Genomic DNA, 16,179 nt, shown 5'->3' with positions numbered 1-16,179 from the left:
CTGTGCACTTGGTGCTGAAGTGGCGGCCCGCTACGCCCGGCGGGGCAACCATGCCCTGCGTGTTGACGATCGTAGCGCCTGGGATACTCCCCTACGTGACGTTAACTGTACCCCAGGCCGCTGCCGGCCGCTCCCGCGCCCGTGTTTGCGTCAGGCGTGTCCGGCGGCCTGCATCTGGCGCAGTTCCTTCTTCAGCTCGCTGACTTCGTCCCGGATCCGTGCGGCCACCTCAAACTGCAGCTCTGCTGCCGCCCCGTGCATCTGCTCGGTGAGTTGCTCGATGAGGCCCACGAGGTCCTCGGCGGGAGCCGCGGCGAGGCCGTCGGAACGCACCTGGGCGGCACCCTTGGCTGCGGCCTTGCGCTTGCCGCCCTTGGCCAGGCGGTTGTTGTTGAGCAGTTCCTGGGTGTCCGCGTCCTCCCGGGCCAGCTGGTCGGTGATGTCGGCGATCTTTTTCCGCAGCGGCTGCGGGTCCACGCCGTTCTCTTTGTTGTAGGCCACCTGGATGGCGCGGCGCCGGTTGGTTTCGTCAATGGCGTTGGCCATGGAATCGGTGATCCGGTCGGCGTACATGTGGACCTGGCCGGACACGTTGCGGGCCGCGCGGCCGATGGTCTGGATCAGGGACGTGGAGGACCGGAGGAACCCTTCCTTGTCCGCGTCCAGGATGCTGACCAGCGAGACTTCAGGCAGGTCAAGGCCTTCACGGAGCAGGTTGATGCCCACGAGCACGTCGAAGCTGCCCAGCCGCAGTTCACGCAGCAGCTCCACCCGCCGCAGCGTATCGACGTCGGAGTGCAGGTATTCCACCTTGATGCCGTGGCCCAGGAGGTAATCCGTGAGGTCCTCGGCCATGCGCTTGGTCAGCGTGGTGACCAGGACCCGTTCGTCCTTGTCCACCCTGGTCCTGATTTCGCCCAGAAGATCGTCGATCTGGCCCTTGGTGGGTTTGACGATGACCTCGGGATCGATCAGGCCTGTGGGGCGGATGATCTGCTGGACGTAGCCGTCGGCCTTGCCCAGTTCGTACTTGCCCGGAGTGGCGGAAAGGTAGACCGTCTGGCCGATGCGCTCCAGGAACTCGTCCCATTTCAGCGGCCGGTTGTCCATGGCTGAAGGCAGCCGGAAGCCGTGGTCCACCAGGGTGCGCTTGCGGGACATATCCCCTTCGTACATGGCCCCGATCTGCGGGATGGTCACGTGGGATTCGTCCACCACCAGCAGGAAGTCGTCCGGGAAATAGTCGATGAGGCAGTGGGGGGCCGTGCCGCCGGCCCGCCCGTCGATGTGCCGGGAGTAGTTCTCGATGCCGTTGCAGAAGCCCATCTGCTGCATCATTTCCAGGTCATACGTGGTGCGCATACGCAGGCGCTGCGCCTCCACGAGCTTGTTCTGCCCCTCCAGCACTGCCAGCCGGCTGGCCAGTTCGTCCTCGATGGACTTGATGGCGCGGGTCATCCGCTCGGGTCCGGCCACATAGTGCGAGGCGGGGAAGACGTACATCTCGGTCTCTTCGCGGATGACCTCGCCCGTGACGGGGTGCAGGGTGTAGATGTTCTCCACTTCGTCGCCGAAGAACTCTATCCGCAGGGCCAGTTCCTCGTACATGGGGATGATCTCGACGGTGTCCCCGCGCACCCGGAACGTACCGCGGTGGAAGTCCATGTCGTTGCGGGCGTATTGCATGGACACGAACTTGCGCAGCAGCGCGTCCCGGTTCATTTCCTGCCCCCTGCGGAGGGTCACCATCCCCGCGATGTACTCTTCGGGCGTGCCGAGGCCATAGATGCAGGACACCGTGGCCACCACAATGACATCGCGGCGGGTCAGGAGGGCGTTCGTCGCTGAGTGGCGAAGCCGCTCCACTTCCTCATTGATGGAGGAGTCCTTCTCGATGAAGGTGTCCGTCTGCGGAACGTAGGCTTCGGGCTGGTAGTAGTCGTAGTAGGAGACGAAATACTCCACCGCGTTGTTGGGCAGCAGCTCCCGGAACTCGTTGGCCAGCTGAGCGGCGAGGGTCTTGTTCTGCACCATCACCAGGGTGGGCCGCTGGACCTGCTCGATCAGCCAGGCTGTGGTGGCGCTCTTGCCGGTACCGGTGGCGCCAAGCAGCACCACGTCCTTCTCACCGTTATTGATGCGCTCCGTCAGCTCCGCGATGGCGGCGGGCTGGTCGCCGGCAGGCTTGAATTCGCTGATGACTTCAAAGGGCGCTACAACTCGGTTGATCTCCTGCGCAAGGCTCATGGATCTAATCTACAACCGGGCACCGACACTGGAAGGGCCAGTCCGTTACGGGCGAACAAGCGCCGGTTTGCAGGCCGGCCTCAGGACGTGTACGACGGCGGGCGGGTACGGTTCCAGGCAGGCTAGGAGCCGGACGACGGCGGCTGCCAGCGGGAGCTTTCGGCCCACCGTTCCAGGGTTTCTTCGACCGAGTTGAACCACTCTTCCTTTGCCTCGGCGTAGCCTGCTGTGGACCGGTCACCGGAGTGGGCGGCCGCCAGCGTACGCTTCACCGCCAGGTATTCCGCGGCGGCTGCCGGCTCGGCGCGGAGCCAGTCCCGGAAGCACAGGGCAAAGCGCCAGCCGGCGGAGCCTTCGGCCCGAATGTGGAGGTTCACGTCCCGCCCGGGGTCGGCATTGGCGTGGAAGCGCTTTTGCCAGTCTTCCCGGTGCGGGTGGCTGGCTTTCGGGGTGTCGGCATTGATGCCGCGAACCACGGGGAACCCTGCGGCCGCCAGCTCAGAAGCAAGGGCGTCGGCGGCATGAATGTCCGGCACGGTCAGTTGCAGATCGATGACGTCCTTGGCGTCCAGGCCGGGAACCGAGGTGGACCCGATGTGATCCAGCCGCGCCGCGTCCCGCTGCTCCACGGGAAGGGCCTTGGCGATCCTGTCCATCAGCCGCTGCGCCTGCTGCGGCCACAGCGGGTCCGCGGGCACCAGGACTGGTCCTCCGTGCCGTTTCGCGCGCACTCCTTCGGCAAGGTTCCGGGCGAACGGCTCCAGCCGGGAGTCCCAGAGCCGGTCCACCTGATCCAGGAGGCCCTGCACGCTGCCGGAGTTATGCAGGACCACGTCGGCAGCGGCCAACCTGTCCTCCCGGGTTGCCTGGGCTGCAATGCGCGACCGGGCGGCCTCCGTGGTCATGCCCCGGTGTTCAAGCATCCGCTGCAGCCTGACGTCCTCGGGTGCGTCCACCACCACCACGAGGTGGAAGTCGCTGCCCTGCCCGGTCTCCACTAGGAGCGGAATGTCCTGCACCACCACTGAGCCCTCCTCCGCCGCGGCCACGATGGCCGCCGCACGTGACCGGACCAGCGGGTGCACGATTCCGTTCAGGAGAGCCAGGCGCTCCGGGTTGCCGAACACCGCCTCGCCGAGCCTGGCCCGGTTGAGCCGCCCGCCGCCGTCGAGCATCCCGACGCCGAACTCGGCGACAATGCGTTCGAGGCCTTCGGTGCCGGGCTCCACGACTTCCCTCGCCAGCGCATCAGCATCCACCAGCACTGCCCCCCGCTCCCTAAGACGCGATGCGGCCACTGACTTCCCGGATGCGATTCCGCCTGTCAACCCGATTTTCAGCACCCTCCCACCCTAGACGGACTGCACCGCAATGGACGGTAGGGTGAAGTCATGACTGCAGGGGGTGCGGCCAGGGAGCCGCTGGTTCATATCGAAGATTTCCGGATGGATTTTGGTGACCATACTGTCATCAAGGACCTGTCCTTCGATGTCCGCGCCGGTGAGACCTTCGGGTTCCTTGGCAGCAACGGGTCGGGGAAGACCACCACACTGCGGGCTCTGCTGGGGATTTACCAGCCCACCGCCGGGACCCTGCACATTGGCGGGAAGTCCTTTGAACCGACGGACGGCGCACGGCTGGGCTACCTGCCGGAGGAACGCGGCCTCTATAAAAAGGAACCGGTCCTGGACGTGATGGTCTACTTCGGCCGGCTCAAGGGCCTGGGCAAGGCACAGGCGCGGGCGTGGTCGCTCGACTACCTGGAACGCGTCCAGCTCGCTGACAAGGCAACATCGAACCTGGATAAACTCTCCGGCGGGCAGCAGCAGAAGATCCAGCTCGGCGTCACCATCATGAACGATCCCGAGCTGCTCATCCTGGATGAGCCCACCAAGGGTTTCGACCCCGTGAACCGGCGGCTGCTGATGGACATCATCGAAGAACAGAAGCTCGCCGGCGCCACCGTCATTATGGTGACGCACCAAATGGAGGAAGTGGAACGGCTCTGCGACCGGGTGATCCTGCTTAAGGACGGAACGTCGCGCGCCTACGGCACGGTGACCGATGTGCAGGAACAGTTCGGCGGCACGGTCTACCGCGTGGGGTACGACGGCGTCCTGCCGCGGTCGGCCCTGTACGACGTGGTGCGGAACACCGGCGGGTACGCTGAACTCGCTCCGCGCCCGGGCGCAGACCAGGCCGCCGTACTGCGGGAGCTCGTCACCAGCGGCACCGCCATCACCAGCTTCACCACTGCCCGCGTTTCCCTGGAAGAGATCTTCATCCGGGTTTACGGTGAACAGCACCAGACCGTGGAGGCCTGACCATGGGCACAGCACCTGCACAACGTTCCCCGCTCCGCTGGCACAACCTTGGCACCGTGGTGGGCTTTGAGTTCTTCCGGACCACCAAGAAACCGCGCTTCTGGATCGCCACACTCGCCATTCCCCTGGTCACGGCCATCGTCTTCGCCCTGATTTTCGTCAGCAACAGCTCCACCAGCGCCAGCGCCGACGCCCAGAAGAACGCCGCCCTGGCGTTTGTGTACACGGACGGCTCGGGCATCATCCCCGAAGCGGCGGCGCAGGCGGCAGGTGGAGCCAGGGCGGCAGATCCGGCCCAGGCCGTGGCGGACGTGAAGTCAGGCCGGGTTGACGCGTACTTCGCCTATCCCGCCGACCCTGCCGCGGAGTCGGTAAAGGTCTACGGCGCGGATCGCGGCGTGTTCGCCAACGGAACGTACGAAGCCGTGGCAAAGCAACTGCTGATGGTCGCCGCGCAGGCGGACATCGGCTCGCCACAGCTCACAGCGGCCGCAAGCGGGAACGTCCGGGTGGATACCGAGACCTACCGGGGCGGCGCGGCGTCGGGAGGCTTTGGCGCTGCCGTCCCGCCGCTGATGTTCCTGGTCCTCTTCTATGTCATGGTCATCCTGCTCTCCAACCAGATGCTGAACAGCACCCTTGAGGAGAAGGAAAACCGGGTCACGGAGATGATCCTCACCACCCTGAACCCGACCACACTCATCATGGGCAAGATCATCTCCCTGCTCCTGGTGGGGCTCGTGCAGATTTCGGTGTTCCTGGCGCCCATCATCATCGGCTTTGTGTTCTTCCGGGACCGGCTCTCCCTGCCCGATGTGGACCTCTCCGATGTGGTCTTCGAACCCGGACCGCTGCTGGTGGGAGCCCTGCTGCTGTTGGGCGGCTTCCTGCTGTTCACGGCCGTGCTGGGCGCCATCGGCGCTGTGATGCCCAACGCCAAGGAAGCCGGCGTGGTCTTCGGCCCGCTGATGGCCCTGATCTTTGTGCCGTTCTACGCGATCAGCCTGATCCTGAGCGACCCCACCTCCCCCATCGTCCAGGCCTTCACATACTTTCCGTTGTCGGCTCCGGTCACCGCGATGCTCCGCAACGGTTTTGGCACCTTGGGTCCAGTCGAGTCGGTCATAGTCATCGCCGAACTGTTCATCGTCGGAATCCTGATGCTGCGTTTTTCCGTCCACCTGTTCCGTTACGGCTCCATCCAGTACACCGGCAAGCTGTCCCTGACGAAGACGCTCCGGCGCGGCCGCCGTGAAATGGCTGGCTCGTAACCCCGGCTGACCGGCCCGCGCCCGGGACTAGACTGGGGCGGTGGCAGAAGCAGTGGATACCGGGCTGAGCAGGGCTGCGGCCTACACCACACTGGCTCCGGGCCCGGATTTCCGCCACGAGATCGAGATCAAACGGTCCCGGTTCATCACTGTCCTGCGCCGGGCCGCCACAGAAGAAGCAGCACGGGACCTGGTGGCCGGCCTCCGCCGCGAATTCCACGATGCCCGGCACCACTGCTCGGCCTTCATTATTGGCCCGGACCGGGATATCCAACGTTCCAATGACGACGGAGAGCCGTCGGGGACGGCAGGCATCCCCATGCTTGAGGCGCTGGCCAAAAGGGAAACGGCACCCGGGGTGGCCGACCTCAGCGACGTCAGTGCCGTCGTCGTACGCTACTTCGGCGGAGTGCTGCTGGGGGCGGGCGGCCTGGTCCGCGCATACTCGGAGTCGGTTTCCTCGGCGCTGTCGCTGGTGCCCATGGTGCGCCGGAGCCGGCTGCGGATCTGCGCAGCCGAGGTGCCGCACACTGCTGCCGGCCGGCTGGAAAACGACCTCCGCGCCGCCGGCTTTGTGATGGCCGAAACAAGCTACGCGGCCCGGCACACGGTCCTGCGCGTGGCCGTTCCGGATGACGCAGGAACCATCGCCGGCGCCGCGGAACGCCTGCAATTGTTGACCGCCGGCAGCGCCATCCTCATCCCGGAGGGAACGGAGTGGGTGGATGTCCCGCTCTCCTGACGTGTCCCTGGCGGACGTGGACGAAGTGGTCTTGGACCAACTCTTGGACCTGGCCAAGCGCGACGCCTCCCCGGACGAGGTGGCTCCCCCGCTGGGCGGACCGGGCTGGAACCTGGAAAGGACAGCATGGTTCTTCAGCTACCACCGGGCCGCCACACAGGGCCTGGACGGGGAAGCCGGCGAAAAGACCTGGGCAATCCTCGCCGGCGGCAGCCCCGCCGGTTCCATCCGGCTTAAACGCTTGGATACCGGCAACGGCCGCAAAAGCGCGGAAACGGGGATCTGGCTCGGCAGGAGCTTCCGGTCCCGTGGCATCGGAAGTGCAGCACTCCGCCTGGTCCTGGCCGAAGCGCGCCGGGCGGGTTTGGCGGAAGTGACCGCCCGCACCCTGGCCGGAAACGTTGGCGCGCAGCGTCTCCTGGCGGCGGCGGGGGCAACGCTGACTCCGGACGACGACGGAACAGTACGCGCCGTCGTCGTGCTCTAGGGAAACGGGCCGACCGAATTTATTCGCCCGGCCTGGCGGCGAACCCCATAACGGCAGGTGCCACCACAGCCGCGACAAGCAAAAGTTACGCATTTGGGTTGCATATGCCGGCGAAGAAACTGGTTAAAACAACAGACCCCCTGCCCGAAGGCAGGGGGTCTGTTGTTTACAGCCCGGAAAGGGCCGGTGGCAATTAGTTGCCGGTCAGCTTCTCGCGGAGAGCAGCAAGAGCCTCGTCCGAAGCCAGGGTGCCGGCACCGGTGTCGGTGGCAGCAGGCTCGGAGGAGTAGCTGGTGGTGCCGGAATCGCTGTCACCGGACGTTGCAGCTGCAGCGTCGTCGGCAGCATGCTGGGCAACCTGCTTCTTGTGTGCTTCCCAGCGGGTCTGGGCGTCAGCGTACTGCTGCTCCCAGGCGGCGCGCTGTGCTTCGTAGCCCTCGAGCCATTCGTTGGACTCGGGGTCGAAGCCCTCGGGGTACTTGTAGTTGCCCTCTTCGTCGTACTCTGCGGCCATGCCGTACAGAGCCGGATCGAATTCGGTGCTGTCGGCGTCGACGCCCTCGTTGGCCTGCTTGAGGGACAGCGAGATGCGGCGGCGCTCGAGGTCGATGTCGATGACCTTGACGAACAGTTCATCGCCAACGGAGACAACCTGCTCTGCCAGCTCCACGTGGCGGACAGCCAGCTCGGAGATGTGGACCAGGCCTTCGATGCCGTCTTCGACGCGAACGAACGCACCGAACGGAACGAGCTTGGTGACCTTACCCGGAACAACCTGGCCAAGGGCGTGGGTGCGGGCGAAGGTCTGCCACGGGTCTTCCTGCGTAGCCTTGAGCGACAGGGAAACACGCTCGCGGTCCAGGTCGACTTCGAGAACCTCGACGGTGACTTCCTGGCCAACTTCGACAACCTCGGACGGGTGGTCGATGTGCTTCCAGGACAGCTCGGAAACGTGGACGAGACCGTCTACGCCGCCCAGGTCCACGAAGGCACCGAAGTTGACGATGGAGGAAACGACGCCGGGACGGACCTGGCCCTTTTCCAGCTTGTTGAGGAACGTGGAGCGGACCTCGGACTGGGTCTGCTCGAGCCATGCACGGCGGGACAGGACCACGTTGTTGCGGTTCTTGTCCAGCTCGATGATCTTGGCTTCGATCTGCTGGCCGATGTACGGAGCCAGGTCGCGCACACGGCGCATCTCGACGAGGGATGCGGGCAGGAAGCCGCGCAGGCCGATGTCGAGGATAAGACCACCCTTGACGACCTCGATGACGGTACCGGTGACAACACCGTCTTCTTCCTTGACCTTCTCGATGTCGCCCCAGGCACGCTCGTACTGAGCGCGCTTCTTGGAGAGGATCAGGCGGCCTTCTTTGTCTTCCTTGGTGAGCACCAGGGCTTCGACCTGATCGCCAACGGAGACAACGTCTCCGGGATCAACGTCGTGCTTGATGGAAAGCTCGCGGGAGGGGATGACACCTTCGGTCTTGTAACCGATGTCGAGCAGAACTTCGTCGCGGTCGACCTTGACGACGGTACCTTCGACGAGATCTCCGTCGTTGAAGTACTTGATGGTCGCGTCGACTGCTGCGAGGAAGTCCTCAGCGGTACCGATGTCGTTAATGGCGACTACGGGGGTACCGGGCTTCTCGGTGGAGGTGATGGTCATGTAGTAGGGGCTCCGTTGTGGATAGTTAGTCGGTCAGGTGACCACCACTTCCGGGTACTGACCTGGAGGCGGAGCGCGGCGGATTGCCGGGTCATCCTGATTGCGTGGCGTTCAAATGCGAACCTAAGCGATGCACACGTAACACACGCCCGTTTATTCTAGTCGCTGCCCGCAACACGGGTCAAAAGCGGCCGTTTCTGTGTCCAGAGTGGAGTCAGAAGTGTGTCAGGCAGTGCATGGACCGCTCAACGGCGAACATCTGCCGGGCCTTCAGCGCCGAGCCGGGCGTGTTCTCCCCTATCCGTCCCGCCGCCGTCAGGGTGACCGGACAGACGGCGCCCAGGTAGATCGAGGACAGGGCGGAGATGTCCAGGGACAGGTCGGCCGCGGCACCTTCCGGGAGGCGTTCGACGGCGGCCTGGCCGCCGGCGGCGTCGAAGGCGAACGTTCCCGCCGTGAGGCCGAGGGGGTCGTTGACTTCGAGGACCAGGCGGCCGTCTGCCGGGTAGTGCCTGGCTTCCAGCGCCTGGACGGTGTCCAGGATGCGAAGCCACAGCATGTCCCGGCTGTCCGGGGAATCGATGCAACGGGGGTCGGTCAGTGCCCAGGCCAGCGGGTCATCCATGGGCGCTTCGGCCCAGGAGACCCGTTCCACGAGGTCGATGGCGCCGAGGAACTGCCAGAGTTCGAGGTAGGCACTGTTTCCGGCGGCCACGAGGTCCACCACTTCCACAGTGTAGGGCTCGGTCTCCCAGCCCAGGAATTTGTAGGACACGTAGCCGTCGGGAATTCCGTCAGCTGAATAGTGCAGGGCCACCTTAATGGCAGGATCCTCCTTGCCATCCCTGCCGAGGGACCCCGATGCCAGCTGCCGGTACCAGTCCTGGCGGCTGATGGAGCCGGGCGTGAGCCGATGGACGCGAGTGAAGATTTCCGGCGCAAGTTCCAGCAGTACCTTGGGATCTGCGATCTCAACACTGCCCACCGGCTGGTGCCGCACGCTGAACCGGGCCGTGGTGTCCACGTGGACGTTGCGTTCGAAGCTGGCCACGCCGTACCCGAAGCGGCCGTAGATGGTTCCTTCCGAGGCGGTCAGGGCGGCCATCGCAACGCCGTCCTCCTTGGCCAGGCGCAGGTCCTCACTCATCATCCGGCGCAGCAGGCCGCGCCGCCGGTGCGAGGTACGGACGGTCACTGCCGTGACGAGCTGGCTTTCGAGCATGCGGCCGAAGCCGATGTTGAGGCTTTTCCGAAAGGTGGCAAAGGTGGCCACCGGAACGTCCGCCGGCAGCGACGATTGCGCCACTTCTCCGGTCTGGTAGGCCCCGGTCAGGACCCGGCCGTCGGCTTCGTAGGTGGCCAGGGACCTCGCCACGTGTTCCGGTGTACGGGTGGATTCGTGGAACCCGAAGGCCACGGCCCGGAGCCAGGTGGATGCTTCCGCATAGCCGTCCTTGCCCTCGGATACCGCAGGGAAGCGCCGGATCTCGTAGTTACCGCTCAGTTCAGCCACCCGCCCGAGCCTAGCCAATAACGCCCCGGGGCCGCCAGCAGCGACACGCGTCCGCAGGCAGTTGCGCTGGCGGCCGCCGGTGGCGCAGGAAGATCCGCGGTATTCCTGCGCCACCGGTCGGCGGGACTTCTAGTGCCCGGCGTCGTACCAGCTGGGGCCAACACCGATCTGGACCTCGAGCGGAACGCTGAGGTCCGCGGCGGCGGCCATCTGATCGGTGACCAGCTTCTCCACCGCTTCCCGCTCCCCCGCGGCCACTTCCAGGACCAGTTCGTCGTGGACCTGCAGCAGCATCCTGGACTTCAGGCCCTGCGACTGGAGTTCCGCATGCACGCCAAGCATGGCCCGTTTGATGATGTCCGCGGCCGAGCCCTGGATGGGGCTGTTCAGCGCGATCCGTTCGGCATTTTCGCGGAGCTGGCGGTCAGTGCTGGTGAGGTCGGGCAGGTACCGGCGGCGCCCCTCGATGGTTGCCGTGTAGCCGTCCACGCGGGCCTGGTCCACCACGCCCCGCAGGTAGTCGCGGACCGCACCGAACCGGTCGAAGTAGTCCTTCATCAGGGTGCGGGCCTCGTCCACCGAAATCTCCAGCTGCTTGGACAGGCCGAACGAGGTCAGCCCATAGGCCAGGCCGTAGGACATGGCCTTGACCTTGGAGCGCATGGCGCTGGTGACTTCCTCCGTGGGCACGTGGAAGATGTTCGAGCCCACGAACCGGTGCAGGTCCTCACCGTCCTTGTACGCCTGGATCAGGCCCGCATCGCCGGAGAGATGGGCCATGATGCGCATCTCGATCTGGGAGTAATCCGCGGAGAGCAGGCACTCGTAGCCGTCGCTGACCACAAAGATCCCGCGGACACGGCGGCCTTCCTCGCTGCGGATGGGGATGTTCTGAAGGTTGGGGTTGTTGGACGAGATCCGCCCCGTTGCCGCGACGTTTTGGGCGTAGGTGGTGTGGATCCGGCCGTCCTCGGCCACCGACTTCTTCAACGACTCCAGCATCTGCCGCAGCTTGGCGGCCTCCCGGTGGGCCATGAGCTGGACCAGGAACTCGTGGCCGGTTTTCTCCAGGAGGTTTTTCAGGGAGGCGGCATCGGTGGTGTAGCCGGACTTGATCTTTTTGGTCTTGGGCAGCTGGAGTTCCTCGAACAGCACGGTCTGCAGCTGCTTGGGCGAGCCGAGGTTTACCTCGTGGCCGATCGCCGCGAACGCCTGCTCCTGGGCGTTGTCGATGACCCTGGCAAGGTCTGCAATCTGCTCGTCCATCCGGGCCATATCGATCCCGATGCCCGCCAGCTCCATATCGGCCAGCACACGGCTGACCGGGAGTTCGAGCGTGGAAAGCAGTTCCTCCGCGCGGCGCTCCTTCAGTTCTGCCTCAAAGAATCTGCTCAGTTCAAGGACGACGGCGGCGGCCTGCACCAGCGCACCGGCGGCGGCCTCGTCGTCGCCGTCGAAGGACAGCTCCAGCTGGCCCGCCTTGGCGGTGGCGGCCGGGATGCCGACGTTGAGGTGGTGCTGGGCGAGTTCGGCGAGCTCGTAGGTGCGCCGGTCCGGCTCGATGAGGTAGCCGGAGATGGAGGTATCGTCCACGACGCCTTCGAGCTCGAGGCCCCGTGAGGACAGTGCTTTGAGCGCGGCCTTGAACCCGTGCATCACTTTGGGCGCTTCGGGGTCGCGCAGCCAGCCGGCAAGGACGTTTTCGGCGTCGGCGTCCTGGCCGGCGAGGTCGATGTAGGCGGCGCCGCCGTCGCGGACGATGGCCAGCCCGGCGGCGTCCTCGCCGATCCTTCCGGGAACCAGGTCCACGGCGAGGGCGGACCGCTGGCCGGCGCCCGCCGCCAGGAAAGCGGTCAGTTCCGCAGCGCCCGACGGCGTGATGAAGTCAGGCGTTTCGATGCTGGCGCGCTCGGGGGCGGGGGTGTCGTCGTCGCCATAGAGGGCGAAGAGGCGGCCGCGGATCGCTTTGAATTCGAGCTGGTCGAACAGATCCTCAAGGGCTGCCTGGTCGGGGCGCGGCTGGTACAGGTCATCCAGGGTGACGGGAAGTTCCAGATCATCGTGGAGCCGGTTCAGCCGGCGGTTGCGCTTGACGGACTCAACGTTCTCGCGCAGGGCGTCTCCCACCTTCCCGCCGATGGAATCGAGGTTTTCCAGTACGCCTTCGAGCCCGCCGTAGAGGTTGATCCACTTGGCGGCGGTCTTGGGTCCCACGCCGGGCACGCCCGGAAGGTTGTCCGCCGTCTCCCCCACCAGCGCCGCTAGATCGGAGTAGCGGGCCGGGCTGACGAAGTACTTCGCCTCAATGGCGGCGGCATCCATTTTGGGGATGTCGCTGACGCCCTTCTTCGGATAGAGGACGAACACGTTGTCCGTGATCAGCTGGAAGGCGTCCCGGTCGCCGGTAACCAGCAGGACTTCGAAGCCGGCCTGGTCGCCCATGGCGGCAAGGGTTGCCAGGATGTCGTCTGCCTCGTAGCCGGGCATCTTGATCGTCTTGATGCCCCAGGCCTCCATGACCTGGCCGATGAGGTCGATCTGGTTGTTCATCTCGCGGGGCGTCTCGTTGCGGCCGCCCTTGTAGTCGCTGTAGTCGGCCTTGCGGTGGGTGGTCTCATCCGAGACGTCGAAGGCAACGGCGATGTGCGTGGGCTGCTGTTCCTTGATCAGGTTGATCAGCATGGACGTGAAGCCGTGGATAGCGTTGGTGTGCTGCCCGTTGGCGGTGGAGAACTTGTCCGCGGGCAGGGCAAAGAAGGCGCGGAAAGCCATGGAGTGCCCGTCCAGCACCAGCAGCCGCGGCTGGCCCGTCATGGGAACCACGGGGACGGCAGTTGCTGACACCGATCCGCCGGCCTCTGCCGGGTCCTTCTCCTGAACTGCATCGTCCTTAATGGCAATGTCCTGGAGGGCGGTTGAGCCCTGCGGGGCGTTGTGGTCCTGGCGGACGTTGGACGGGAAGGGGGCCGGTTTGGTTGTTTCACTCACAGGTGCCAGCCTAGTTGCCATGATGGACAATTTCACGCCCGGCCCCTACGCGGGGGAGCTTGCTGCCGCTGGAGTCCCGGAGCACCTGCACCGCTGGCTTGGCCAATTCGGGATTGGCGCACTGGTGGTGAAAATGGGCATCCATTTTCTCGAGATGGGCCCTGAGCGGACAGTGGCCACCATGCCGGTGGAGGGCAACACCCAGGTGGCCGGAATACTTCACGGCGGCGCGCACGTGGTGTTGGCGGAGACCCTCGGATCGTTTTCGGCTGCTATGCACGCAGGCCCCGGCCGCCATGCGGTTGGCATCGAGGTCAGTGCCACCCACCACCGTTCCATCTCGGGCGGCACGGTGACCGGTACCTGTACAGCGATCCACCTGGGCCGGACGCTTGCCACGCACGAGATCGTTATGACGGATGAGCAGGGCCGGCGGGTGTCCACGGCCCGTATCACCAACATGATCCGGGACAACGCCGGCCCCGCGCAGGGTTAGGCCTGGCGCCGGGAGGCACGACGGCGTCACGCAGGGCAGCCTTTGGCCGGCCTCCGGTGCCACTAACGCTAAACGGTGCGGTCCCGCCGTCGGGCAGGCCCGAAAACCATGCCCTGCGTGACGCAAGACGGACGTAAGGGGCGGCGCGTCCTAGCGGCCGTCTGCCTTGCCGTTGCCGTTGAGCAGGTACCGCAGCTCAATGATGCCGCTCCCCATGGCGCGGGATCCAGTCAATTCAAGCGGCGCCGTGGGGCCTGCCAACGGCAAGAGGCGCTTGCCATTACCCAGCACTACAGGGATCACCGAGAGGATGAGTTCATCCAGCAGGCCGGCCTCGGCAAACTGGGCAGCGAGGTCTCCGCCGCCCACCAGCCAGATGTTCCGGCTTCCGGCGTCCGCCGTGAAATCCGCCATGAACTCGCTGACGTCCCCGCGAACGAACGTGATGTCCGCGCCCGCAGGTGCTGTGTGCTCATGCCGGGTGAAGACGTAGCAGGGTGTGCCCGGGTACGGCCAGTTGCCCGACTCGTGCTTCATGAGCCAGGCGTAGGTGCCGCCGCCCATAACGATGCAGCCCACGCCCGCCATAAAGGCCTCGTAGCTTTCCATGCCGCCTTCGAAGCCGTCGAACTGCAGGAGCCAGCCAAGGTCGTCGGCGGGAGTGGCAATGAATCCATCAAGGGACGCGGCTACAAAATACTGGATCCGTGACATGCCACAAGCCTAGCGAGCGGCCCCGTACTGGCCAATGGCTGGCGGGCGGGTCCCTGACGCTACCGGGAGAAGTAGGGAATGATCAGGTAGAGCCCGAAGAGCACAGCAAGCCCGCACAGGCCAAAGCACGCGTAGGCAAGGGACCTTTTGAAGCCCGGCGAGGCCTGCTGGGCGTCGCCGGCAATGGCGGTGAGCCGAACGCCGAGCGAGTAGAGCACCACCACAGTTACTGCGGCCGCCAGGGTGGCACCGGCCACCGTCAGCAGTTCCAACCACTTCATCGCTGGGCATCCTTCGTTGTGGTGGCTTCGGCCTCTGCCTCAGCCGGAGATTCTGTAGGGGTCGAAGCTTCCGCCTCGGCCTTCAACTTGGCCTTCGCTTTGGCCTTCGCCTTGGCATCTGCACGGGCACGGGCCATTGCCTTCTTCTTCGCGAAGCGGACGGCCTGGCCGGCTTCCTCAACCTCGACGGCGTTGTGGTGGCCCACAGCGGACTTCCGTGAGTAGAAGAACATAAAGAGCACCGCTGCCGTGCCGGCGATGGCGGCAATCAGGACGCCCACCACCCCGGTCTTGACGAGCAGCGCTGTGAGCGCGCCCACGATCCCGGCAGCAGGAAGGGTAAACAGCCAGCCCAGGGCGATCTTGCCTACCATGTTCCAGCGCACCGTGGTTCCCCGGCGGCCCATGCCGGAGCCGATCACGGAGCCGGACGCAACCTGCGTGGTGGAAAGGGCGAAACCGAGGTGCGAGGACGCGAGGATGGCCGAAGCGGTGCTGGTTTCTGCGGCGAAGCCCTGCGCGGGCTTGACCTCAGTGAGGCCCGAACCCATGGTCCGGATGATGCGCCAACCGCCGGCGTAGGTGCCGATGGCGATGGCAAGGGCGCAGGCTGCGATCACCCAGACCTGGGGGCCCGAGCCGGGAGTCTGGGTGCCGGCGGCAATGAGCACCAGCGTGATGATACCCATCGTCTTCTGGGCATCATTCGTGCCATGGGCCAGGGCCACCAGGCTGGAGGTGAAGATCTGGCCCGTCCGGAAGCCACCGCGCTTCTGCGTCAGCTTGGACCCCGTTTCGGGATCCTGGCGGGCCGTCAATGCGTAGGCCAGGCGGGTGCAGACGTAGGCAACAACTCCTGCGATGACCGGAGCAAAGATTGCCGGCAGGATCACTTTCTGCAGCAGGGTCTCAAGATTGATGGAGTTGAACCCGATGCCGGCGATGGCCGCGCCGATCAGGCCGCCAAACAGCGCATGGGATGAACTGGACGGCAGGCCCTTCAGCCAGGTGATCATGTTCCACAGGATGGCCCCCATCAGGCCCGCGAAGATGATGTCCGGCGTGATCTGCACGCCATCGGAGCCTTCACGGATGATTCCGCCGGAGACCGTTTTCGCTACCTCTGTGGACAGGAAGGCTCCCACCAGGTTCAGGATCGCTGCGAGGGTCACGGCTGTCTTCGGCTTGATCGCACCGGTTGCGATGGGGGTGGCCATGGCATTCGCGGTGTCGTGGAAACCGTTCGTGAAGTCGAAAAATAGTGCCAGTGCGATGACCAGCGCCACCATGAAGGTGATATCCACCTGTTGCCCAATCTGCAGAGTCGACGTTCAGCAGTTTCTTTCCCCGGCTGCCTTGCACAGCATAATTCACCAGCTGTTCGCTTGGAATGACCTGCGGCGTTAACTCAGCCGGCGTGAAACCTTATCGATCGTACGCGTCCGGG

General features: G+C 65.2%; 13 protein-coding genes. 5 read left to right on the top strand and 8 right to left on the bottom strand.

Annotated elements, in window-relative coordinates; genetic code table 11:
- Nucleotides 1-150 precede the first annotated feature (150 nt).
- Together uvrB and coaE are read right to left on the bottom strand one after the other, a co-directional pair.
- Nucleotides 151-2,247, bottom strand: coding sequence for an excinuclease ABC subunit UvrB (gene uvrB / locus BMX78_RS08995; RefSeq protein WP_091418758.1), 2,097 nt, complete (start codon nt 2,245-2,247; stop codon nt 151-153).
- A gap of 122 nt (nt 2,248-2,369) precedes the next feature.
- Nucleotides 2,370-3,590 carry a dephospho-CoA kinase gene (gene coaE, locus BMX78_RS08990; protein WP_091418757.1) on the bottom strand — a complete coding sequence of 407 codons (1,221 nt, stop codon included), beginning with the start codon at nt 3,588-3,590 and terminating at the stop codon, nt 2,370-2,372.
- A gap of 48 nt (nt 3,591-3,638) precedes the next feature.
- Between coaE and BMX78_RS08985 the strand changes: the two genes are divergently transcribed.
- From BMX78_RS08985 to BMX78_RS08970, 4 genes are read left to right on the top strand one after another with little or no spacing between them, the layout of a single operon-like run.
- Nucleotides 3,639-4,571 carry an ABC transporter ATP-binding protein gene (locus BMX78_RS08985; protein ID WP_091418756.1) on the top strand — a complete coding sequence of 311 codons (933 nt, stop codon included), beginning with the start codon at nt 3,639-3,641 and terminating at the stop codon, nt 4,569-4,571.
- A 2-nt stretch (nt 4,572-4,573) separates the two neighbouring features.
- Complete coding sequence (locus tag BMX78_RS08980) at nt 4,574-5,842, top strand: ABC transporter permease (protein WP_091418755.1); 1,269 nt, start codon at nt 4,574-4,576, stop codon at nt 5,840-5,842.
- Between the two features lie 40 nt (nt 5,843-5,882).
- Nucleotides 5,883-6,584: an IMPACT family protein gene (locus tag BMX78_RS08975; RefSeq protein ID WP_091418754.1), complete on the top strand. Its 702-nt coding sequence runs from the start codon at nt 5,883-5,885 to the stop codon at nt 6,582-6,584.
- On the top strand, nt 6,568-7,071 hold the full coding sequence (locus BMX78_RS08970) for a GNAT family N-acetyltransferase (RefSeq protein WP_091418752.1): 504 nt from the start codon (nt 6,568-6,570) through the stop codon (nt 7,069-7,071). Before BMX78_RS08975 ends, BMX78_RS08970 begins: the two co-directional genes overlap by 17 nt.
- A gap of 193 nt (nt 7,072-7,264) precedes the next feature.
- Here BMX78_RS08970 and rpsA read toward each other — a convergent pair whose 3' ends face one another.
- The 3 genes from rpsA to polA form a co-directional block, all read right to left on the bottom strand.
- Nucleotides 7,265-8,740, bottom strand: coding sequence for a 30S ribosomal protein S1 (gene rpsA / locus BMX78_RS08965; RefSeq protein WP_050055365.1), 1,476 nt, complete (start codon nt 8,738-8,740; stop codon nt 7,265-7,267).
- 214 nt (nt 8,741-8,954) lie between these two features.
- Complete coding sequence (locus BMX78_RS08960) at nt 8,955-10,244, bottom strand: GNAT family N-acetyltransferase (RefSeq protein ID WP_091418929.1); 1,290 nt, start codon at nt 10,242-10,244, stop codon at nt 8,955-8,957.
- Nucleotides 10,245-10,382: 138 nt separating this feature from the next.
- Nucleotides 10,383-13,067, bottom strand: coding sequence for a DNA polymerase I (gene polA, locus BMX78_RS08955; protein WP_091418927.1), 2,685 nt, complete (start codon nt 13,065-13,067; stop codon nt 10,383-10,385).
- Nucleotides 13,068-13,260: 193 nt separating this feature from the next.
- On the opposite strand from polA, the gene BMX78_RS08950 reads away from it, so the two are divergent.
- Nucleotides 13,261-13,737, top strand: a complete 477-nt coding sequence (locus BMX78_RS08950) for a hotdog fold thioesterase (protein ID WP_091418751.1) — start codon at nt 13,261-13,263, stop codon at nt 13,735-13,737.
- A 150-nt stretch (nt 13,738-13,887) separates the two neighbouring features.
- Here BMX78_RS08950 and BMX78_RS08945 read toward each other — a convergent pair whose 3' ends face one another.
- Genes BMX78_RS08945 through BMX78_RS08935 form a run of 3 tightly spaced genes read right to left on the bottom strand, consistent with a single transcriptional unit; the run spans nt 13,888 to nt 16,036 of the window.
- Nucleotides 13,888-14,451, bottom strand: a complete 564-nt coding sequence (locus tag BMX78_RS08945; RefSeq protein WP_091418749.1) for a dihydrofolate reductase family protein — start codon at nt 14,449-14,451, stop codon at nt 13,888-13,890.
- Nucleotides 14,452-14,510: 59 nt separating this feature from the next.
- A complete protein-coding gene (locus BMX78_RS08940; protein WP_091418747.1) occupies nt 14,511-14,732 on the bottom strand; it encodes a hypothetical protein in 222 nt (73 codons plus the stop codon).
- Complete coding sequence (locus BMX78_RS08935; RefSeq protein ID WP_091418745.1) at nt 14,729-16,036, bottom strand: inorganic phosphate transporter; 1,308 nt, start codon at nt 16,034-16,036, stop codon at nt 14,729-14,731. Before BMX78_RS08935 ends, BMX78_RS08940 begins: the two co-directional genes overlap by 4 nt.
- Nucleotides 16,037-16,179 lie beyond the last annotated feature (143 nt).

This window comes from Arthrobacter sp. OV608 (assembly GCA_900110595.1).
In the GTDB taxonomy this organism is placed as follows: domain Bacteria; phylum Actinomycetota; class Actinomycetes; order Actinomycetales; family Micrococcaceae; genus Arthrobacter.
This window is presented reverse-complemented; position numbering and strand designations above follow the sequence as displayed.

Bases quoted from the DNA above. Each gene is read 5' to 3' on its own strand.
- uvrB (WP_091418758.1), bottom strand. From the start codon at position 2,247: ATGAGCCTTGCGCAGGAGATCAACCGAGTTGTAGCGCCCTTTGAAGTC.
- BMX78_RS08985 (WP_091418756.1), top strand. From the start codon at position 3,639: ATGACTGCAGGGGGTGCGGCCAGGGAGCCGCTGGTTCATATCGAAGAT.
- BMX78_RS08980 (WP_091418755.1), top strand. From the start codon at position 4,574: ATGGGCACAGCACCTGCACAACGTTCCCCGCTCCGCTGGCACAACCTT.
- BMX78_RS08970 (WP_091418752.1), top strand. From the start codon at position 6,568: ATGTCCCGCTCTCCTGACGTGTCCCTGGCGGACGTGGACGAAGTGGTC.
- rpsA (WP_050055365.1), bottom strand. From the start codon at position 8,740: ATGACCATCACCTCCACCGAGAAGCCCGGTACCCCCGTAGTCGCCATT.
- polA (WP_091418927.1), bottom strand. From the start codon at position 13,067: ATGACGGGCCAGCCGCGGCTGCTGGTGCTGGACGGGCACTCCATGGCT.
- BMX78_RS08950 (WP_091418751.1), top strand. From the start codon at position 13,261: ATGATGGACAATTTCACGCCCGGCCCCTACGCGGGGGAGCTTGCTGCC.
- BMX78_RS08945 (WP_091418749.1), bottom strand. From the start codon at position 14,451: ATGTCACGGATCCAGTATTTTGTAGCCGCGTCCCTTGATGGATTCATT.
- BMX78_RS08940 (WP_091418747.1), bottom strand. From the start codon at position 14,732: ATGAAGTGGTTGGAACTGCTGACGGTGGCCGGTGCCACCCTGGCGGCC.